The 20,981-nt window shown below is 74.1% G+C and carries 15 protein-coding genes; 5 read left to right on the top strand and 10 right to left on the bottom strand.

Features of this window, described 5'->3' with window-relative positions; all coding sequences use genetic code 11:
- Positions 1-340 precede the first annotated feature (340 nt).
- Entirely contained in the window at positions 341-3,949 is a 3,609-nt protein-coding gene (gene mfd, locus ACIQF6_RS10955) for a transcription-repair coupling factor (protein WP_400892865.1), read from the bottom strand.
- 528 nt (positions 3,950-4,477) lie between these two features.
- Between mfd and ACIQF6_RS10950 the strand changes: the two genes are divergently transcribed.
- Positions 4,478-5,785, top strand: a complete 1,308-nt coding sequence (locus ACIQF6_RS10950) for a nucleotide sugar dehydrogenase (RefSeq protein WP_400892863.1) — start codon at positions 4,478-4,480, stop codon at positions 5,783-5,785.
- Between the two features lie 4 nt (positions 5,786-5,789).
- Here ACIQF6_RS10950 and ACIQF6_RS10945 read toward each other — a convergent pair whose 3' ends face one another.
- Positions 5,790-6,362, bottom strand: a complete 573-nt coding sequence (locus ACIQF6_RS10945; RefSeq protein ID WP_400892861.1) for a copper resistance protein CopC — start codon at positions 6,360-6,362, stop codon at positions 5,790-5,792.
- A 132-nt stretch (positions 6,363-6,494) separates the two neighbouring features.
- Between ACIQF6_RS10945 and ACIQF6_RS10940 the strand changes: the two genes are divergently transcribed.
- A complete protein-coding gene (locus ACIQF6_RS10940; protein ID WP_400892858.1) occupies positions 6,495-7,058 on the top strand; it encodes a copper chaperone PCu(A)C in 564 nt (187 codons plus the stop codon).
- A gap of 7 nt (positions 7,059-7,065) precedes the next feature.
- Positions 7,066-8,301 carry a Dyp-type peroxidase gene (locus ACIQF6_RS10935; protein ID WP_400892856.1) on the top strand — a complete coding sequence of 412 codons (1,236 nt, stop codon included), beginning with the start codon at positions 7,066-7,068 and terminating at the stop codon, positions 8,299-8,301.
- A gap of 71 nt (positions 8,302-8,372) precedes the next feature.
- Here the strand turns inward: ACIQF6_RS10935 and ACIQF6_RS10930 are convergent, their stop codons facing one another.
- From ACIQF6_RS10930 to ACIQF6_RS10900, 7 genes are all read right to left on the bottom strand, one after another.
- A complete protein-coding gene (locus tag ACIQF6_RS10930) occupies positions 8,373-9,785 on the bottom strand; it encodes a hypothetical protein (protein WP_400892854.1) in 1,413 nt (470 codons plus the stop codon).
- A 158-nt stretch (positions 9,786-9,943) separates the two neighbouring features.
- A complete protein-coding gene (locus tag ACIQF6_RS10925) occupies positions 9,944-12,367 on the bottom strand; it encodes an SUKH-4 family immunity protein (protein WP_400892852.1) in 2,424 nt (807 codons plus the stop codon).
- Positions 12,368-12,392: 25 nt separating this feature from the next.
- Positions 12,393-13,394 carry an SMI1/KNR4 family protein gene (locus ACIQF6_RS10920; protein ID WP_400892850.1) on the bottom strand — a complete coding sequence of 334 codons (1,002 nt, stop codon included), beginning with the start codon at positions 13,392-13,394 and terminating at the stop codon, positions 12,393-12,395.
- Between the two features lie 119 nt (positions 13,395-13,513).
- On the bottom strand, positions 13,514-14,620 hold the full coding sequence (locus tag ACIQF6_RS10915; RefSeq protein WP_400892847.1) for a DegT/DnrJ/EryC1/StrS family aminotransferase: 1,107 nt from the start codon (positions 14,618-14,620) through the stop codon (positions 13,514-13,516).
- Between the two features lie 154 nt (positions 14,621-14,774).
- On the bottom strand, positions 14,775-15,905 hold the full coding sequence (locus ACIQF6_RS10910; RefSeq protein ID WP_400892845.1) for a DegT/DnrJ/EryC1/StrS family aminotransferase: 1,131 nt from the start codon (positions 15,903-15,905) through the stop codon (positions 14,775-14,777).
- Between the two features lie 36 nt (positions 15,906-15,941).
- A complete protein-coding gene (locus tag ACIQF6_RS10905; protein ID WP_400892842.1) occupies positions 15,942-17,036 on the bottom strand; it encodes an NAD-dependent epimerase/dehydratase family protein in 1,095 nt (364 codons plus the stop codon).
- Positions 17,033-18,142 (bottom strand): Gfo/Idh/MocA family protein, encoded by a 1,110-nt coding sequence (locus ACIQF6_RS10900; RefSeq protein WP_400892840.1) that lies wholly within the window; start codon positions 18,140-18,142, stop codon positions 17,033-17,035. Before ACIQF6_RS10900 ends, ACIQF6_RS10905 begins: the two co-directional genes overlap by 4 nt.
- 318 nt (positions 18,143-18,460) lie before the next feature.
- Here ACIQF6_RS10900 and ACIQF6_RS10895 point away from each other — a divergent pair, with 318 nt between their 5' ends.
- Positions 18,461-18,916 carry a YwqJ-related putative deaminase gene (locus ACIQF6_RS10895; RefSeq protein ID WP_400892837.1) on the top strand — a complete coding sequence of 152 codons (456 nt, stop codon included), beginning with the start codon at positions 18,461-18,463 and terminating at the stop codon, positions 18,914-18,916.
- Between the two features lie 43 nt (positions 18,917-18,959).
- A complete protein-coding gene (locus ACIQF6_RS10890; RefSeq protein WP_400893886.1) occupies positions 18,960-19,463 on the top strand; it encodes an SUKH-3 domain-containing protein in 504 nt (167 codons plus the stop codon).
- Positions 19,464-19,570: 107 nt separating this feature from the next.
- Here the strand turns inward: ACIQF6_RS10890 and ACIQF6_RS10885 are convergent, their stop codons facing one another.
- On the bottom strand, positions 19,571-20,842 hold the full coding sequence (locus ACIQF6_RS10885; protein WP_400892834.1) for a sensor histidine kinase: 1,272 nt from the start codon (positions 20,840-20,842) through the stop codon (positions 19,571-19,573).
- Positions 20,843-20,981 lie beyond the last annotated feature (139 nt).

The raw sequence follows: 20,981 nt of genomic DNA, 5'->3' as shown, positions 1-20,981 counted from the left end.
GGAGCGCTTTCCGGTGGTGCGTACGTGGCTGGGACGAACAATAGGGAGCCCCGCCCCGGGGTGCCAGACCCCACGCACACCGGAGAAGCATCAGGGGCGCGGGGAGAGCTGCTCGGGTGCGGAACCGGGGGCCCGTGGGGGCGCCGCCCGGCCCGCCGGGGCGGGGGGAGAACCGCGCGACAGGCGCACGTCCGGTCCGCAGGGCCGCGATCACGCGCAGGTCGTTGCCCTGCGTCGCGGTCCTGCGGTGGGGTGCCGTCCGCTGCGCGCGGTTCCGCCCGCTCGGCTTCGCCCGGGGTACCCCGGGCGATCCTGCTTGTGCTCTCCGCGTCCCTCCGCGCTACCGCTTGAGGTCGTCGAACATCGTGCTCAGGAACTCCGTGGACCACGACAGCAACTCCCGCCCCACCAGCGGCTTGCCGCCGATCCGGCCGCCCGAGCTGGGGCGCGGGACCAGGAGCTGCTGGGCGGCGGACTTGATCTGGGTGCGGGGGTAGAGCCGGTTCAGCCGCAGTTGCTGGGACTCGCGCAGGTCGACCGGGCCGAAGCGGACGAAGTTGCCCTGCAGGGTGATGTCGCCGATGCCGCAGCGGCGGGCGAACAGTCGCAGGCCGGCCACCAGCAGGAGGTTCTCCACCGGCTCGGGGAGCTTGCCGTAACGGTCCGTCAGCTCCTCGCGGACCTGGACGATGTCGTCCTCCGAGTTGACCGCCGCGATCGAGCGGTACGCCTGGAGCCGCAGCCGCTCGCCGGGGGCGTAGTCGTGCGGGACGTGCGCGTCGACCGGCAGCTCGATCTTGACTTCGAGCGGCTCCTCCTCCGGTTCGCCGCCGCCGGCCTCCAGCGACTGGCGGAAGTCCGCGACGGCCTCGCCGACCATCCGCATGTAGAGGTCGAAGCCTACGCCCGCGATGTGGCCGGACTGTTCGCCGCCGAGCAGGTTGCCCGCGCCGCGGATCTCCAGGTCCTTCATGGCGACGTACATGCCGGCGCCCATCTCGGTGTGCTGGGCGATGGTGGCGAGGCGTTCGTGCGCGGTCTCGGTGAGCGGCTTCTCCGGCGGGTACAGCATGTACGCGTAGCCGCGCTCACGGCCTCGGCCGACCCGGCCGCGGAGCTGGTGGAGCTGCGAGAGCCCGAACGTGTCGCCGCGCTCGACGATCAGGGTGTTGGCGTTGGAGATGTCGATGCCGGACTCGACGATGGTGGTGGAGACCAGGACGTCGAACTCCTTCTCCCAGAAGTCGACGACGACCTTCTCCAGCTGGGTCTCCCCCATCTGTCCGTGCGCGGTGGCGACCCGGGCCTCCGGCACCAGGTCCTTGAGCCGCGCGGCCGCCTTGTCGATCGACTCGACCCGGTTGTGGATGTAGAAGACCTGTCCCTCGCGCAGCAGTTCGCGCCGGATCGCGGCGGCGATCTGCTTCTCGTCGTACGGGCCGACGAAGGTCAGGACGGGGTGACGCTCCTCCGGCGGGGTGGTGATCGTGGACATCTCGCGGATGCCGGTGACCGCCATCTCCAGGGTGCGCGGGATCGGGGTGGCGGACATGGTGAGCACGTCCACGTTGGCCCGCAGCTTCTTCAGCTGCTCCTTGTGCTCGACGCCGAAGCGCTGCTCCTCGTCGACGATGACCAGGCCGAGGTCCTTGAACCGGGTCTCCGAGGAGAACAGCCGGTGCGTTCCGATGACCACGTCCACCGAGCCCTCGAACAGGCCCTCCAGGACGGCCTTCGCCTCGGTGTCGGTCTGGAAGCGGGAAAGCGCTTTCACGTTCACCGGGAAGTTCGCGTACCGCTCGGCGAAGGTCGAGAAGTGCTGCTGCACCAGCAGGGTGGTCGGCACCAGCACTGCCACCTGCTTGCCGTCCTGCACGGCCTTGAAGGCCGCCCGCACCGCGATCTCGGTCTTGCCGTAGCCGACGTCGCCGCAGATCAGCCGGTCCATCGGGACGGACTTCTCCATGTCCGACTTGACCTCGCCGATGGTGGTCAGCTGGTCGGGCGTCTCGGCGTACGGGAAGGCGTCCTCCAACTCCCGCTGCCAGGGGGTGTCCTGGCCGAAGGCGTGGCCGGGGGCGGCCATCCGGGCCGAGTACAGCTTGATCAGGTCGGCGGCGATCTCCTTGACGGCCTTCTTGGCGCGCTGCTTGGTCTTGGCCCAGTCCGCGCCGCCGAGGCGGTGCAGCGTCGGGGCCTCGCCGCCGACGTACTTGGTGACCTGGTCGAGCTGGTCGGTGGGCACGAACAGCCGGTCGCCGGGGTGGCCGCGCTTGGCGGGCGCGTACTCCAGCACCAGGTACTCGCGGGTGGCGCCCTGCACGGTGCGCTGCACCATCTCGACGTACCGGCCGACGCCGTGCTGCTCGTGCACCACGTAGTCGCCGGCGGCCAACGCCAGCGGGTCGATGGCGTTGCGGCGGCGGGACGGCATCCGGCGCATGTCCTTGGTGGAGGACTTCTGGCCGGACAGGTCGGTCTCGGTGATCACGGTGAGCTTGAGGGCCTCGTCGACGAAGCCGTGCTCGATCGAGCCGCAGGAGACGTACACGACGTCCCGGGTCGGGGCCTCGCCGAGGTCGGCGACCAGCCGGGCCGGGATGCCCTCGTTGCCGAGCACCTCGGCCAGCCGGGCGGCCGGGCCGTGGCCCTCCGTCACCAGCACCACGCGCCAGTCGGCGGCCAGCCGCTCCCGGGCGTCGGAGATCGCCCGCGCGGTGTCGCCCCGGTACGCCTCGACGGCGTGCATGCCCAACGTCAGTGTGTCGGCGTCGAATTCAAGGATCTCGGAGACGGTCGAGTCGCTGGTGGCGAACGGGCTGACCGACCACCAGGGCAGCCCGATCCCGGCGGCGTGCTCGCGCACGTCGGCCAGCGGCCGGAGCGACGCGGCGGAGACGTCGATCGCCTCCAGGTCGATCGGCCGGTCGGCGCCCGCGGCGGCGGCCACCCAGGACGCGGCCAGGAACTCCTGGCTGGTGGCGACCAGGTCGGCGGCCCGGGTGCGGACCCGCTCGGGGTCGCAGACCACCGCGATCGAGCCGGTGGGCAGCACGTCGAGCAGCAGCTCCATGTCGTCGACCAGCACGGGGGCCAGCGACTCCATGCCCTCGACCGCGATCCCCTGCGCGATCTTGTCCAGGATCTCGCCCAACTCCGGGTGCCGGGCGGCCAGTTCGGCAGCCCGGGCACGCACCTCGCCGGTCAGCAGCAGTTCACGGCAGGGCGGCGCCCACAGTCCGTGCTCGGCGATTTCGAGCGACCGCTGGTCGGCGATCTTGAAGTAGCGGATCTCCTCGACGTCGTCGCCCCAGAACTCCACCCGCAGCGGGTGTTCCTCGGTCGGCGGGAAGACGTCCAGGATGCCGCCGCGGACGGCGAACTCGCCGCGCTTCTCGACCAGTTCGACCCGGGCGTAGGCGGCGGCCGCGAGCTTGCGGGCGACCTCCTCCAGGTCGTGCTGCTCACCGCGCTGCAGGGCCACCGGCTCCAGCTCGGCCAGGCCCTTCACCTGCGGCTGGAGCACGCTGCGCACGGGGGCGACCACCACCTGCACCGGCCCCGCGGCGGGGTCGTCGGCCCGGGGGTGGACGATCCGGCGCAGCACGGCGAGGCGGCGGCCGACGGTGTCCGAGCGCGGGGAGAGCCGCTCGTGCGGCAGCGTCTCCCAGGCCGGGAACTCGGCGACCGCGTCGGGCGGCAGCAGGGAGCGCAGCGAGGCGGCGAGGTCCTCGGCCTCCCGGCCGGTGGCGGTCACCGCCAGCACCGGGCGGCCGCTCTCGCCGGCCCGGGCGGCCAGCGAGCGGGCCAGCGCCGCGATCGCGAACGGCCGGGCGGCGGGCGGGCCGACCAGGTCGAGGTGCTGCCTGTGCCCCGTGGCCGCCGCTTCGATCGCCTCGGCGAGGGCGGCGTCCCGTACGACGACATCGAGCAGTCCGGACAGGCTCATACGTCAAGTTCTCCACGGCGGGGAGTGGCCCGGCAGCAGAGGGCCGGGGCAGCGCGACAGTCCCGGAACGCGGTGCGCCCGGGGGGTGTCCAGCCTACGCCGCGCGGGGGCCCCGCACGTGGCGTGGCGTCCCGGACCGGCGGGCCTGGGCGACTTACCGGCATTCGTACAGGCTCGTCCAGAGATCATGCAGCCGACACACTCCTGTCACTGTCCGTCCATGGTGGCCGCGCAGGATGGTGTGCAGCGCAGGCCGCATCCAACCGTGGGGGATGGCTGTGGAGGCGCGATCGCACCTCGATGGGGGTCGGGAGTGCGAAGGCCGGGCGACCCTGGGTGGGGGCGCCCGTGCCACTCACGCCGGGACTCGCGGCGTCCGCCTGGGGCGGGCGCCGCGAGATCTCGGCGTCGGCGTGCTCCGGGCCGGACCACTTCCCGCGAAGCGCCACGCGCGGCGGCCGAGGCTCCGTACTCTCATGTGAAGAAGGTGTGGGGACACCGGGTCTTTTCCAGGGGGTTGGGTTCGTCATGCGTGTCGTCATCGCAGGTCAGGGCTATGTCGGTCTCCCGCTCGCGGTCCGCGCCGCGGAAGTGGGGCACCAGGTCGTCGGGTACGACGTGGACGAGCGCCGGATCAAGCGGCTCGCGGTCGGCGAGTCGTACGTCGAGGACATCCCGGGCGAGCGGCTGCGGCCGCTGCTGGACGGCGGGCGCTACCTGCCGTCCGCCGATCCGGGCGACGTGGCGGGCTTCGACATCGCGGTGATCACCGTGCCGACGCCGCTGCGGGACGGGGTGCCGGACCTGTCGTTCATCGAGGCGTCCGCGAGGCTGCTGTCCCGGCACCTGAAGCGCGGGGCGACGGTGGTGCTGGAGTCCACCACCTACCCGGGCACCACCGAGGAGCTGCTCGCCCCGCTGCTGGAGGCCGGCTCCGGACTGCGGGCCGGCACGGACTTCCACCTCGGGTACAGCCCGGAGCGGATCGACCCCGGCAACCCGCAGTGGAAGCTGGAGAACACCCCGAAGGTGGTCTCCGGCACCACGCCGGAGGGGCTCGCGGCCGTCGACGGTTTCTACGGGCAGTTGGTGGAGCGCACCGTGCCGGTCTCCTCCTGCAAGGAGGCCGAGCTGACCAAGCTGCTGGAGAACACCTTCCGGCACGTCAACATCGCGCTGGTCAACGAGCTGGCGATGTTCGCGCACGACCTCGGCATCGACGTCTGGGAGGCCATCGACGCGGCCTCCACCAAGCCGTTCGGCTTCCTGCGCTTCACCCCCGGCCCGGGCGTCGGCGGCCACTGCCTGCCGATCGACCCGTCGTACCTGTCCTGGCGGGTGGAGCGCGCCCTCGGCCAGTCGTTCCGGTTCGTCGAGCTCGCCAACGACGTCAACAGCCACATGCCGGACTACGTGGTCCGCCGCCTCGCCGACGCCCTCAACCGGCGCCGCCGCAGCGTGAACGGCTCCCGGGTGCTGCTGCTCGGCCTGGCCTACAAGAAGAACACCGGCGACGCCCGTGAGACCCCGGCCGCCCGGATCGTCGAACTCCTCACCCGCCAGGGCGCCGACGTCCGCGCCGCCGACCCGCACGTGGTCGCCGGCGTGCACATCGCCGAACCCCACGTCCCCGGCCGGAGCGCCCCCGACCACGACGCGGGCCCGCTCGCCACCGTCCACCGCGTCGAAGCCACCCCCGAGGAACTCGCCGCCGCCGACGCGGTGATCCTGCTCGCCGACCACGACGAGTTCGACTACGACGCCGTCACCGCCCACGCCCAGTACGTGCTGGACTGCCGCCGCCGCCTGACGGGGGCGACCGTCGAGGTGCTGTGACGGGCTACTGCTCCGGGGACGGCCGGCGCACCAGGACGGCCACCACGACCACCGCCACGACCGACAGCCCGCCGGCCGCCGCCCACCACGGCCAGTCAGCGGCCTCGCCCGCGCCGACCGTGCCCACCGGGGCGGCCTGGGCGGCCGGTGCGGCCGACGGTCGCGGCGGCGGCTGGACGGGGGCGGCCCGGTCGTCGTTGGTGAAGGTGAAGCGGCCCTGGAGCGGCGCGCCGTCGGCGGCGACGGCCCGCCAGACCACCTGGATCGCGCCCCTGGGCAGGCGGGTGACCTGCTGCTGCACCTCGCGGGCGGTCACCGTCGGCACGCCGTCGGTGTACGACGTCCCGTCGGTGCCGAGCACCGCGACGGTGGTGTAGCCCGCCTGCACCGGGCTGTCGAAGCTCAGCGTGATCGAGGTCGGCGACTCGGCCGTCACGGAGTCCGCGGCCGGGCTGGAGTCGAGCAGCTGCGCATGCGCGGCCGCCCGGGGCGCGGAGACCAGGACGGACAGCGCGGCCAGCAGCAGTGCGGCGAGGAACGGCAGCACCGCCGGGCGGGAGAGGGCTCGGGGCTTCACCTCCCAGTGGTCGGCGCCGGCGGGAGGGAAGTTCCCACGATGTGCCGGGAACTTCCCGGACGCCCGGCCCGACCACTGCGGTAACTGCGGGACGCAACGACCCCGCGACCGAGCCGAAAGCCGATGCATCCCATGTCGACCACCACCACCGTCCCGGGCCGCTCCCACCGTCTGCGCCGCCTCGTCGCCGTCACCGCGGTCGGGGCGATAGCCCTCACCGCCCTGGTCGCCTGCGGCTCCGGCGGCTCGTCCGCGGAGAAGGCCTCGCCGAGCGCCGCCGTCACGGCCGACGCGGCGCCCGTGACGGTCAAGGACCCGTGGGTGAAGGCCGCCGACTCCGAGATGACCGGCGTGTTCGGCACCCTGGTCAACACCACGGGCGGCAAGGTCACCGTGGTGTCCGGCACCTCGACCGTGTCGGAGAAGACCGAGCTGCACGAGGTCGCGGACGTGGACGGCAAGCCCACCATGCGCCAGAAGGCGGGCGGCTTCGAGATCCCGGCGGGCGCGAGCCACGAACTCAAGCCGGGCGCCGACCACATCATGCTGATGGGCCTGACCAAGCCGGTGAAGCCGGGCGACGAAGTCACCGTGACGCTGACCCTCGACGACGGCCGGACGGTGAAGTTCACCGCCGTCGCCAAGGCGTTCGCGGGCGCCAAGGAGGACTACAACTCCGGTATGACGAAGGGCTGATCCCGCCATGGACACGAGCCCCACCGCCACCGCCGAGGTCGGCCGCCGCCGCCTGCTGGCCGGCGGCGCGCTCGCCCTCGGCGGGGCGCTGGCCGGAGCCGGTGTCGGCGCCGCCGTGGGCGACGGCCCCCGCCGACCCGGCGACGACCGGTCGCAGCCGCCCGCGTACGGCGTCCAGCAGATCCCGTTCCACGGGCCGCACCAGGCGGGGATCGACACCCCCGCCCAGGCGCACGCCGTGTTCCTCGGCTTCGACCTCGACGGCGGAACCGACCGGGCGGCCCTGGGCCGGATGATGCGGATCCTCACCGACGACGCCGTACGGCTCACCCGGGGCGAGCCGGCGCTCGCCGACACCGAGGCCGAACTCGCCGAGCTGCCGGCCCGGTTGACCGTCACCTTCGGGTTCGGCCCGGGCTTCTTCACCGCCGCCGGGCTCGACGACCGGCGGCCCGCCTCGCTCCAGCCCCTGCCGGTGTTCTCCATCGACCGGCTCCAGGACCACTGGTGCGGCGGCGACCTGCTGATCCAGATCTGCGCCGACGACCCGCTCACCGTGGCGCACGCCCAGCGGATGCTGATCAAGGACGCCCGCACGTTCGCCCGGCTGCGCTGGGCGCAGCGCGGTTTCCGCCGGGGCCGCGGCGTCCAGGACGACGCCACCACCCAGCGCAACCTGATGGGCCAGATCGACGGCACCGTCAACCCGGCCACCGGCAGCGACGTCTTCGGCCGGGCGGTGTGGACCGAGAACGGCCCCGAGTGGCTGCGCGGCGGCACCACCATGGTGCTGCGGCGCATCCGGATGGAGCTGGAGACCTGGGACGCCGCCGACACCAGGGCCAAGGAGTTCAGCGTCGGCCGGACCCTCGCCACCGGTGCCCCGCTCACCGGCGCCGCCGAGACGGACCCGCCCGACTTCGAGGCCCGGGACGACTTCGGCCTGCCGGTGATCTCCGAATTCGCCCACGTACGGCGCGCCCACGTGAGCGACCCCCGGCAGCGCATCTTCCGCCGCCCGTTCAACTACGACGACGCCCCGGCCGCGGACGGCACCCCCGACACCGGTCTGCTGTTCGCGTCCTTCCAGCGGGACATCGCCGAACAGTTCCTGCCCATCCAGCGCGCCCTCGCCGCGTCCGACCTGCTCAACCAGTGGACCACCCCGATCGGGTCCGCCGTCTTCGCGATCCCGCCCGGCTGCGCGCCCGGCGGCTGGATCGGCGAGAGCCTCCTGGGCTGACCGGAGAACGCAGAACACCTCCGCCCCGAGTGAGAGGGCGGAGGTGTTCTCGTGTGCTCGCGACGCGGGCCTCAGCCCCGGCGCTGAATGCGGTCGCGGTTCGGGCGGGTGTCGTGGTTCAGGCCGTCGTCGACGATGACGATCTTGGGCACGATCCGGGTCTCCGCCTCCGGCGCCGTCTCGGACCCGGCCGGGGCCGGGGCCGTCGCAGAACCGGTCGTCGAAGAACCGGCCGGGGCGGCCGCAGAACCGGCCGGCGCCGTCGCGGACCCGGGCGCAGCGACCGGCACGGGCTCGGGCTCGCGCGCGGCCTCGGACGACGCGGCGGGCGGGGTCTCGGGCTTGGGCGGCAGCGGGTCCTTGGCGAAGCCGGCGGGCTTGGCGGGCGGCGCCGGGGGCTCGGCCACGGTCGGGGTGTAGGGCTTGCGCGGGTCGGCGGCCTTCGGCGCGGTGTCCTCCGGCTGGTCCTTGACGCGGCCCAGCACGGCGGTCGGCCGGTCGACGGCCGGCTTGGCGGCGGTGACCGTCGCGGAGCCGGCGGGGCCCTTGCCGAGGTCGGCCTTCTTCGCGGCGGCCGGCTTCTCGTCCTCCGGCTCCTCCTCGATCGCGCCGACGGCGGCACCGGTGAGGGAGGCCAGGGTGCCCTTGATGTGGTCGAGGTGGGTCTGGACCTTGTCGAGGCGCTTGGTGAAGTCGGCCTGCTCGCGCTCGCTGGCGACCTTGATCCGGGCCGCCTTCTCCTTGGCGGCGGCGAGCTCGGCGTCGGCCTTGACCTGGGCCTGGGTGTCGAGGCGGCGGGCCTCGGCGAGCATCGCCTCGCGGTGCTGCTCGGCCTCCTTGACCTTGGCCTCGGCGGCCGCGGTGATCTTGGCGACGACGGCGTCGGCCTCGGCCTCGGCGGTGGCGAGCTCGGTGTCGGCCTTGCGGCGGCGCTCGGCGAGCGTGACCTCGGACCGCTCGGAGGCGTCCGCGGCGGAGACCCGGATCCGGGCGGCGTGGCCGGTCGCGGCGTGCACCACGGCGCGGGCCTCGGCGTCGGCCTGGGCGCGCACCCGCTCGGCCTCGGCGCGGCTGCGCTCCTCGGTGCTGCGGGCGAACCGGTCGGCGTCCTCGCGCTGCTTGGCGGAGTACTGCTTGGCGTCCTTGGCGGCGGACTCGCCGGCCTCGTGGGCGGCGTCCCGGGCGTCCTCGCCGGAGCGCTTGGCCTTGGTGTGGATCGCCTCGGCCTCGTTCTGCGCGATCCGCAGCAGGATCAGGGCCTGCTCGCTGAGCTCGGAGAAGTCGGGGTCGGGGGCGTCCTCGGCGGCCTGCTGGATGTCGCCGAGGCGCTTCTCCATCTCCCGCAGGCCGGAGCCGAGCACGCTGAGGCGTTCCCAGGCCTCGTCCCGTTCGCGGCTGAGCGCGGTGACGGCCGCCTCGACCTGCTCGGGCGCGTAGCCGCGCCGGGAGACGGTGAAGCCGTACTGGGACACGGCGTCGCTCATTCGGCTGTTCTCCTCGTGCTCGCGGGCTGCGCAGCCCCGCCGGGTGCGTGGTTCGGTGGGACGGAGGACCCGTCCCATTGACCTATTTTGCGCAGATACGAACGCAAACCAAACAGGCCGCCGCCGCGCGACCGGGCGAACCGGTCGCGCGGAAGGGGCTAAAGGAGCCCGTCCCAGAGCTGTTCGACCAGGACGGCCCACCAGCTCTCGGGCGTGTGAACAGCCGCCGGGTCGGCGGCCAGCAGCTGGGCCTGGAAGTCCGTGGTCCAGCGACCGGCCTGCTCGGGCGTGAGGCCGTGTCGCAGATGCCACATCCGGGCCAGCACGGTCAGGCAGCGGACGAACTCCGGGACGCCGGTGTTCACGAACCGCGGCGGCTCGGCCGGGTTCTCGATGTCCACGGCGACCACCGCGGCGGTGCCGTACTGGACGCACAGCTGCCGGCCGTAGTCGTTGCCGAGCACCAGATAGCCGCCGAAGTCCGGGCCGGGCGGCAGGCCGCGCTCGGCGGCCAGCTCGGCCAGCGTCGGGATCGGCCGGCCCTCCTGGGCCTGCGCCCAGAAGAACGGCGGGAACTCGCGCGGCAGGCCGACCCACATCAGGGTCTGCGCGACCGGGTCCGGCACGCCCTGCCGGGCCACCGCGCGCTGCTCGAACCGGAACACGCCCGGACCGAACAGTTGGCCCAGTTCGGCGGCCAGCTGCTGCGGCACCATCGGCGGCAGCGGCGGCACCGAGCCGGGCGGCGGCAGCGGCACCCGCTGGGTGCGGGTGCGCGGCGGCGCGGACACCAGCTGGTGCAGCTGCTCGACGTGCTCGTTCAGCACCGCCATGCCGGCCTGCCGGGCAGCGGTGTCCCGGCCGTAGGGCGCGGTGTGGCTGATCCGCGCGTTCGGCCAGGACGCCTTGACCATCCGGGCGCAGTAGCCGCCGGGCAGGTCGCACAGCTCCAGCTCGGTGTGCACCTCCAGCACCTGGTCGGCGGGCACGCCGATCCGGCGCAGCTCCTGAAGCGCCTTCCACTCCGGGTGCGGGGTGCCGGGCTCGGACGTCATCACCAGGCTCCGCTCGGAGCCGTCGGGCGCCCGGTAGTTGACCACCGCGGTGGTGCCGGGGCCGATGGTCGGCACGCCGGGCGGCGGCACCGGGGCGGCCGGCGCGGGGCCGGGGCCGGGCGGCGGGAAGCCCGGACCGGGCTGCGGCGGCGGGAAGCCCGGACCGGGCTGCGGCGGCGGCACGGGGGCGCCCGGGAACGGCCCCGGCGCCTGCGGCGGCATGCCCTGCGGCGGGCCGGGGAACGGCGGCGGGGCCTGGAACGGCGCGCCCTGCTGCGGACCGGGCGGCGGGAACGGCGGCGTCATCGGACCGCCCGTCGGCGGCAGCTCGATCGCCGGGGCCAGCTGGGTCGCCTGGTACGCGACCGCGGCAGCCTCGGGCGCCGAAGCCGGCGGAGCGACGGGCGGCACTCCGCCGTCGCCGCGCAGCCCGTCGGGCGCGGGCGGCGGCGGGGCACCGGGGCCGCCACGGCCGCCGGGGTGCTGCGCGGGGCCGCCCGTGGGCGGCAACAGGTCGTTCGGCGGGGGCGGCGGCGGGGCGGTCGGACCGGACCGGCCGAGCCCGGCGTGCGCGGGGCCGCCCGTGGGCGGCAACAGGTCGTTCGGCGGAGGCGGCGGCGGGGCGGTCGGACCGGACCGGCCGAGCTGCACCCCGTGCGCGGGCGTGCCGGGCGCACCGGGCAGCCCCATCAGCCCGGGCGGGCCGTCGGTGGCCAGCATGGTCGGCGCGTAGTCGATCGACGGCGCGGGCCCGTCCGGCGGAACGGGCGTGCCGGGCACCGGCGTCGACGGCCCGCCGAGCGGGAACGGCGGCGTCGAACCGACCGGCGCGGGCATCTCCGGCGGCACCGGCATCCCGGAGACGGGCACCCCGGGCACCGGCGTCGACGGCCCGCCGAGCGGGAACGGCGGCGTCGAACCGACCGGCGCGGGCATCCCGGACACCGGGCCCGGCTGCGGAACGGGCACCCCGGGCACGGGGGTCGACGGACCGCCCACCGGAGCGGGCGCGGGCGCGGCGGGGACGGGCGTGCCGGTCGGCGTGAAGTGACCTTCCGCCACCGGCGCGGGCGGCACCGGCGCAGCGGGCGGTACCGGCGCAGCGGGCGGCACCGGCGCGGGCGGCGCGGACAGCTGCGCGGCCTCGGCGGCCACCGCGGCGGCCCCGGCGTCCTGCAGCCACTGCGGGGGGCTGAGCAGGAACGACGTCGCCTCGACCGCCCCGCGCACCGGCTTGGCGGCGCCGGCCGGGTTGGGCTCGGCGGGGGTGCCGTACAGCTCCTCGAACTGCCGGACCACCTCGTTGATCGGCAGCGGCGGCCAGAGCATGCTGGCCCCGCTGTCGCGGGCGATCACCAGCCGCGGCGCGCTGCCCGCCCCGCCCTCGTGCTCGCTGCCGTCGACCGCCCAGCAGACGTAGCCGAGGTCGAACTCCCGGACCCGCACCTCGCGTTGGAGCGAGCGCGGCACACCGGCGTTGATCCAGTCCTCGGCGGTCTCCTGCGCCTGCGCGTACGTGGTCACCACGTCTCGTCCCACCCCTGTCGTTCGGTCAGTTCACCGGGACGGCGCGCGCGAAGCCGCCGTCCACCATGAGTTCGGCGACGGTCTCCAGCTCCGGGGGGCTGCCCGCGAGCCGCAGCAGGAAGGCGTCGAAGCTGTCGCCGCAGGGCAGCAGCAGCCGGGCCACCCGCTGCTCCGGGGACTCGTCCTCGCCCTGGTCGCGGGCGTCGTCGTAGGGCAGGAACCAGACCGAACCGGTCTGCTCGCCGCGGACCTTGAGGGCGATCAGACCGCCCTGCTGGTAGGCGATCGCCAGGTAGTCCTTGGTCAGGTGGTCGCGCAGGCACTTGTTGGCGTACACCAGGTCCTGGGTGCCGTACTCCTCGCTGAGGGTGAGGAACGGCTGGTCGACCAGCAGGCCGAGGTCCGCGTCCAGCGCGGCGCCGGCCGGGCCGCGCCCGCCGGCCAGCTTCAGGAAGTCGCGGTAGGCCGGCGGCAGCGGGTGGGCCAGGCGCTGCTCGGCGCGCTGCACCAGGTCCTCGGTGACGACCAGCGGGTCGCCGCCGTCCTTCGCCAGCGGGAAGTGCACGGGGCGGCGTTCCTGGAGCGGGCGGGTGCCGCGCCGGGAGTGGTCGGCGGTGGAGATCGCCAGGCCGCCGTGGTGCCGCAGCAGTGCCTTCACCTCGACCGGGACCAGCTCCATCCGCCGCCAGCCCGCGGGGGCACGGCCGGCCACGTGGTGCCACGTCCAGCCGGGCGGGGTGGCGACGGCGGTGTCCAGGTCGGCCCACAGCTGGTGGCCCTGGGTGTAGAGCGCGGCGTTCGCCGACACGTAGTCGGTGAGCCGCAGTTCGTCCACGCCGAAGCCCTCCGGCGGGTCGGCGACCTCGGCGGCGGCGGCCGCGTACGGCGAGAAGTCCGGGTACCCGTGCTCGTCGACACGGACGCCCCCGGGGTGCCGCTCGGCCCGGACCGGGTCCGGGAACTGCACCACCTGGCCCGCGTACGCCGCGTTGGGCACGGCGGCGGTGCCGGGCCGACCTGTCGTCATCTGGGGTCCCCCACAGCAGAAGCCGAAATCCTCGGGGACCAGCGTAGGGCAACGACCGACCGCGTTCAGGGTCACGGGGGTACCCGACCGAACCTGCCCGGCCGGGTACCGACGCCGTGTCAGCTCCGACGCGCCGCGGCGGCCAACGTCTCTGCCACCCGCACCTGTCGGCCCTCGGTGAGCTGGGGGAACAGCGGCAGCGTGAGCAGCTGCCCGGCGGCCCGCTCGGTGACCGGGAACGCCCCCTCCGCGTACCCCAACTGCCGGAACGCCGGCTGGAGGTGGACCGGCACCGGATAGTGCACGCCCGCCCCGATCCCGGCCTGCTGCAACGCCGCGAGCACCTCGTCCCGGCCCCGCTCGATCCGCACCGCGTACAGGTGCCAGACATGCTCGTTGCCGGGCAGCGTCCGCGGCAGCGTGACCCCCTCCAGCCCGCCCAACAGCTTGTCGTACCGCTCGGCCGCCGCCCGCCGGGCCTCGTTCCACCCCGGCAGCCGCCGCAGCTTGCTGCGCAGCACCACCGCCTGCAAGGTGTCCATCCGCGAGTTGAACCCGAACCGCTCGTGCACGTACTTGCGCGCCGACCCGTGATCCCCGATCAGCCGCACCGCCTCGGCGAGTTCCGCGTCGTCCGTCACGACCGCGCCCGCGTCCCCGTACGCGCCCAGGTTCTTCCCCGGGTAGAAGCTCGTCGCCGAGATCCGCCCCCAGCTCCCGGAGACCCGTCCGTGCCGCGCCGCCCCCTGCGACTGCGCCCCGTCCTCCACCACCGGAAGCCCGCCCGCGACCTCCAACACCTGCTCCATCGGCGCGAGTTGCCCGTTCAGGTGCACCGGCATCACCGCGACGGCCCCCGCCACCTGCTCGGCCGCCCGCTCGACGTCGATCAGCAGATGCTCCTCGTCCACGTCCACCAGCACCGGCCGCAGCCCGGCCCGCACCACCGCCTCCGCCGTCGCCACGAACGTGTTCGCCGGCAGCACCACCCCGCCGCCCGGAGTCAACTCCAGCGCCCGGAGCGCCAGTTCGAGCGCATCCGTCCCGTTCGCCGTCCCCACGGCGTGCCCGACCCCGCAGAACGCCGCGAACTCGCGCTCGAACGCGGCCACATCGGGGCCCTTGATGTAGGCCCCACTCGCCAGCACCGCCTCGAAGCCCGCACGGACCTCGTCGGCGATTTCCGCGTGCGCGGCGTGCAGATCGACCAGCGGAATGTCGTTCACGTCGGGTCACCAACCATTCGGGTCATCAACCAGGGGCGCGTGGGGGCACCTCCCAGCCCGCTGGGGCTAGGGGGAGAACTGCGAGAAACGGAGGACGAACGCCGGAAAGATCGCGTCACGGAGAGCGAGTTGCACGTGCGGGCGCCGCGAGCAATCAGAGCGCTCCCTTCAACGCCGCCACCACCCGCTCCTGCTGCTCCCCAGTCAACGAGTGGTACAGCGGCAGGATCAACGTCCGTGAGGTGAGCAACTCCGTCACCGGCAGCCCCACTCGGGCGGAACCCTTGTACGGCGCCTCCAGATGCGCGGCCATGATCCCCCGCCGCGCCGACACCCCGTCCGCCGCCAGCGACGCGAGCACCTCGCCCCGCGACGGCGCGTCCTCCGGCAGCAGCAGCCACAGCGACTGGAAGTTGGACGTCCCGTACGCCGGTTCGACGACCAGCCGGCCGGCCAGCTCCTCCCCCAGCAACTCCCGGTACCGCGAGGCGAGTTCACGTCGCCGAGCGACCATCGCCGGGAGTTTCCCGAGCTGCACCAGCCCGATCGCCGCCTGGACGTCCGTCATCCGGTGGTTGAAGCCGATCTCGTCGTAGGTCTCCAGGACGGCCGCCCCGCCCGCCCCGGAGTGCCTCTCCGCGGCCGAGACGCTCATCCCGTGCTCCCGCAACCGCCGCAGCCGGGCGGCGAGTTCGCCGTCCTGGCAGGTGACCATGCCGCCCTCGCCGGTGGTGAGCAGCTTGCGCGGGTGGAAGGAGAACGCGGCGATGTCCGCGCCCGCGCCGACCGGGCGGCCCCGGTAGACGGAGCCGGCGGCGCACGCGGCGTCCTCGATCACGGCGATGCCGCGCGGCTCGGCCAACTCCTTGATCGCGTCCAGGTCGACGGGGATGCCGCCCTGGTCGACGGCGATCACGGCGCGGGTGCGGTCGGTGAGCAGGGGGGCGACGGTCTCGGGGGTGAGGTTGCCGGTGGCCGGGTCGACGTCCGCGAAGACGGGGGTCGCGCCGACGTAGGTGACGGCGTTGGCGGTGGCGATGAAGGACAGCGACGGGACGACGACCTCGTCACCGGGACCGAGACCGGCGCCCACCAGCGCCAGGTGCAGGGCGGTGGTGCAGGACGAGACCGCGACGGCGTGCGGGACGCCGACGGCTTCGGCGAACGCGCGCTCGAACTGGGCGACGCGCGGGCCCTGGGCGACCCATCCGGAACGGACGGCTTCGGCGGCTGCGAGGGCCTCTTCCTCACCGAGCCACGGGATCATGACGGGGATGGTGGACATCGGGTTGCTCCTCTGCTGGGTCGCGTCCACGTGCAACTAGTTCCCTCCAGCGCGATCTTTCCGACGTGTCCCTTCCGATTCGCGCAGTTCTCCCCCTAGCCCTGGCGGGCTGGGAGGTGCCCCCACGCGCCCCTGCCTTCGCGCCCACCCGCTCTCGTTCGCCCACCAGGAGACGAGCTTGCGCAGCCCGTCCGTCAGCCCCAGTTCCGGCTTCCAGCCGAGGTCCCGCTCGGCCGCCGAGATGTCCGCGAGTCGCCGGACCACGCCGCCGGCGGTGTCGCGGGCAGGTCCGTGTTCGACGGCGAGGTCGGAGTCCATGGCTTCGAGCAGCGCGTCCGCGAGGCCGCGCAGCGAGACTTCGGTGCCGGAGGCGATGTTGTAGACGCGGTCGGTGACGGGGGCGGTGGCGGCGAGCAGGTTGGCCCGGGCGATGTCCTCGGTGTAGACGAAGTCCATGGTCTGGGCGCCGTCGCCGAAGATCAGCGGGGGCTGTCCGCCGGCGATGCGCTCCATCCAGCGGATGAACACCTCGGTGTAGCGGCCGTGCACGTCCATCCGGGGGCCGTACACGTTGAAGTACCGCAGGGCGACGTAGTCGAGGCCGTACATGGCGTGGAAGCTGCGCAGCAGGCCCTCGTTGAAGACCTTGGCGGCCCCGTACAGCGTGTCGTTGCGGTACGGGTGCTGGGTCTCCGGCGTCGGGAACACGTCGGCCAGCCCGTACACGGACGCGGTGGAGGAGGCGATCACCTTCCGGACACCGGTCTCGGCGGCGGCCTCCACCACGTCGAAGGTCCCGTCCACCATGACCTCCAGGGCGAGCCGGGGTTCGGCGGCGCACTGGGTGATCCGGATCGCGGCGAGGTGGAAGAGCGCGTCGGCGCCGGGGGCGAGGAGTTCGCGCAGCAGGGCGCGGTCGCGGATGTCGCCGTCCACCACGGTCAGTTGGCCCGGCGCAGCGAGTTCGCGGGCGCGGGCCAGGTTCTCGGCGCGGCCGCGGACGAAGTTGTCGAGCACGACGACCTCGCGGGCGCCGGCCTCGATCAGCTGGTCGACGACGGTGGAGCCGATGGTGCCGGCGCCGCCGGTGACCAGGCATCGGGAGCCTTCGAGCGGAACGGCGGCGTTCATCGGACGGTGGCCTTCTCCTGGGCGAACGGGACGGCGGAGGGTTCGACGGGCACGGTCGCGCCGCCGAGTTCGAGGCTGCGGGAGGCGGCGTGCAGCAGGCGCAGCACGCGCAGGCCGGCCCGGCCGTCGGTGAGCGGGGCGCGGCCCTCGTCGATCGCGGCGGCGAATTCGGCCATCACGTTGCGCAGCGCTTCCTGTTCGACCAGGGCGGGGGCGACCATGTCGCCGACCCGGTAGGAGATCAGGGCGCGGTGCCGGATGGCGTCGGTGAGTTCGTCGGGCGGGGTGAGGTCGACGCCGCGGTCGTGGATCGCCAGCCGGGCCTGCGGGTTGAGGTCGTCCCAGACCAGGGTGCGGCGGGAGCCGCCGATCAGGGTGGTGCGGACCTTGGTCGGGGAGAGCCAGTTGACGTGGCAGTGGGCGAGCGCGCCGTTGGACAGGCGCAGCGTCAGGTAGGCGACGCAGGCCCGGCCGGCGCCGATCGGGTCGGCGGCCTGGGCGCTGACGCCGACGGGTTCGACGCCGGGCGGCAGGACGAAGTCGAGGATGGACAGGTCGTGCGGGGCGAGGTCCCACAGCACGTCGACGTCGGGCTGGACGAGTCCGAGGTTGATCCGGACCGAGTCGAAGAACTGGATGTCGCCGATCCCGCCGTCGTGCACCAGTTCGCGGATGCGGCGCACCACGGGGGTGTAGCAGAAGGTGTGGTCGCACATCAGGACCAGGCCGCGGTCCTCGGCGAGGGCGACCAGGTCGGCGGCCTCCTCGACGGTGGTGGTGATCGGCTTCTCCACCAGGACGTGCTTTCCGGCCTCCAGGGCGGCCCGGGCCAGGCGGTGGTGGGAGCCGGCGGGGGTGGCGATGGCGACGGCCTGGACCCGGTCGTCGGCGAGCACCTGCTCGAAGGAGGTGGTGGCGGCGACGGTGGAGTACTCGCCGAGGACCTTGCGGGAGCGCCGTTCGTCCAGGTCGCACAGCCAGTGCAGGTGCAGGGCGGCGGTCTGTTGGGCGTTGCGGACCAGGTTCGGGCCCCAGTAGCCGGCGCCGATGACGGCCAGTCCGATCCGCCGGTCGGGTTCCCGGTCGGTGCTGCCCGGTGTGGGCACGTGTTCCCCAGGCGCCTCGTGCGCCACGACGTTCGACCCCATTGCAAGACCCCCCTTGCCGCCGCGTCGCTCGAACGGTACCGGCCCGGCCGGGCCTGCCGGGGCACAATCGGAAAACCGGGTCAACGCCATCAGGGGCGTGCGGGGCGGGAGTTGGGCCCTCCGTACACCCCGGTGCGCCCCCGTGTCGCACCCCGGCGCGGCGAATGACGGATCGGTTTGGCAGGCTGGATGCTTCGGGGTGAGGATTCACCGTCCGTCAGCAGACCCCCGGCAGCGGAGAACTGCCGGTGCGCCGCACAACGTCGAGGAGCAGTCATGGAACGGTCGGGCCCGCCGCCCGTGTTGCGCCACCAGCGCGACAGCCTGCTGCCCGCGGTGGCCGCGGCGCTGATGCTGCGCGGCGGCGAGGTGCACACGCTGGCCGGGGAGAAGTCCGAGCTGTCGCCGATGCTGCACCCGCTGGTCGGCGAGTTCCTGGCGGCGCTGCCGGTCGACAAGCGCGAGCGCTTCCTCGGCCGCTGCCCGGAGCCGGCGCTGCTGTCGCAGTACCTGGGGCAGGTCGACTCGGCCCGCTCGAAGCGGGCCGCGCGCAAGCCGATGACGGTGCACGAGGCCCGCAAGGCGCTGAAGGGGGCCCGGATGACCACGGTGCGGATCCGCGAGGAGGGCGATCCGGCGCACGGCACGCACGCGCCGCCGTGCCGTTCCTGCGCTCCGCTGCTGGATCATCTGAACGTGACCCTCGTCGAGGTCGGGCCGCCCGGCCGCTGACCCCGCCGCGACGCCCCCCGTCCCCCAGCCCCCGGAGCACGTCCTGAACGCCAGCACCGTCCGCACCCAGCCCCGTTTCCCGGCCGATGTCGCCGCCGCCCTCAAGCAGGCCGGCTGGCACCCGGGCCGGTGGGAGATCCGCCAGGCCGAACAGTGGGCCGATGCGATGGTCGCGTACGGCGGTCCGCAGGACCCGCAGCACTCGGTGTTCCCGGCCGCGATCGAGGCCTGGGCCGAGTTCGGCGGCCTGGCCTTCGAGGTGCCGGGCCCCGGCCGCACACTGGCCCGCACCCCGTTCCTGCTCGACCCGCGCTGCGGCCTGCACTCCCCGCGCACCCTCGCCGACCTGGGCCGCGCCCTGGACACCCGGCTCGCCCCACTCGGCGAGGAGCTGTACGGGCAGGCCCTGCTGGCCATCGACGAGCAGGGCCGCGTCTACAGCCTCGACCACGCCGGAGAGTGGTTTCTCGGCCACAGCGTTGACCAGGCGCTGGCCACCCTGGTGCTCGGCCTGGCCCCGCACCGGCTGCGCACCGCGGAGGACTGACCGGCGGTCGGCCCAGCGGCCCAGTGGCTCGGCGGCTCGGCGGTCGGCCCAGCGGCCCAGCGGCACGGCGGCGCATCGGTCGGCCCAGCGGCCCAGCGGCTCGGCGGTCAGCCCAGCGGCTCGGCGGTCAGCCGCAGCCGGGACGGCAGCACCGCCTCGACCCGGAAACCGCCGTCGTTCTCCGGCCCGGCATGGAACATCCCGCCCAGTGCCAGCACCCGCTCGCGCATCCCGACCAGGCCGTTTCCGCCGCTCGGCAGCGCCACCGGGACGGCCGCGCCGCCGGGGCAGTCGTTGACCACCGACACCCGCACCCCGTTCGGCACGTGCGCCAGCAGCACCGCGACCCGCGCCCCGCCGGCGTACTTGTGGGCGTTCGTCAGCCCCTCCTGCACCACCCGGAACGCGGTCTGCTCGGCCTCGGCGACGTACACGTGCTGTTCGCCGCTGACGGTCAGCGAGACCGCCATGCCGGCCGCCCGGGACTGCTCCACCAGCTCCGACAGCTCCCCGAGGCCGCCGACCGGCGCCTCCACCTGGTCCTGCGCCTCGGTCATCCGCAGCACGCCGAGGATCTCCCGCAGCTCGTCCAGCGCCTGCCGGCCGACCTCGCCGATCAGCTTCGCCGACTGCTGGGCCTTCGCCGGGTCCTTGGGGATGATCCGCTCCACCGCCGCCGCGTGCACCACGATCAGGCTGACCCGGTGCGCGACCACGTCGTGCATCTCCCGGGCGATCAGGGTGCGCTCCTCGACGCGGGCCCGCCAGGCCCGCTCCCGGGCCTGCTCGGCGAGCAGCGTCAGCTCCGTCTCCAGGCCCTCCGCGCGGTCCCGCAGCGACAGCACCAGCCGCCGCCGCGCCCCCACGTACAGGCCGGTCACCACCGGGGCGACCGCCATGCCGACCGCGACGAACGCGGACCCGATCACCAGCACCCAGCCCGGCGGCAGCGGTTCCGCCGGCGGCGACGGCGTCGGCGCGAACATCGCCAGCAGCACCATGCCGAACGTCTCGGCCGTGGCGAACGCCGACAGCCCGATCACCCGGGCCCGCCGGGACGGCCACTCCCACGTCGCCGCCAGCGTGTACAGCGACACCACCAGCAGCGTCACGCCGAAGAAGCCCGGCACGAACACCAGCGCCACCACCACCGGCAGCGCGGGCCACCTGCGCCGCACCACCAGCGAGAGGCCGGCCAGCGCCCCGAGCACCACCGCGATCACGGCTGCCGCGAGGCCCAGCCCCAACCGCACCTGGATCAGGCCGTACGCCCCGGCCGCGCACTCGGCCGCCGCCGCCAACGCCAACCCGACATCGAGCACCGCGCTGCGTCTGCGCGCCCACCACCACAGGCCGTCCCCCGCCGGCTTCTTACTCATGGCTCACACCTTACGCAGTACGGAGGTGAGGACAGGGGCTCGGGGAACGGCGAGAGTTCGTGGCGGACGGCATTGTCCGCCATCCGGCCACCTCTCCGTTCTGGCACCGGGTGCCACCTATGCTGTTGCCCGTCGGACA

Source organism: Kitasatospora sp. NPDC092948 (assembly GCF_044754805.1).
GTDB lineage: Bacteria > Actinomycetota > Actinomycetes > Streptomycetales > Streptomycetaceae > Kitasatospora.
This window is presented reverse-complemented; position numbering and strand designations above follow the sequence as displayed.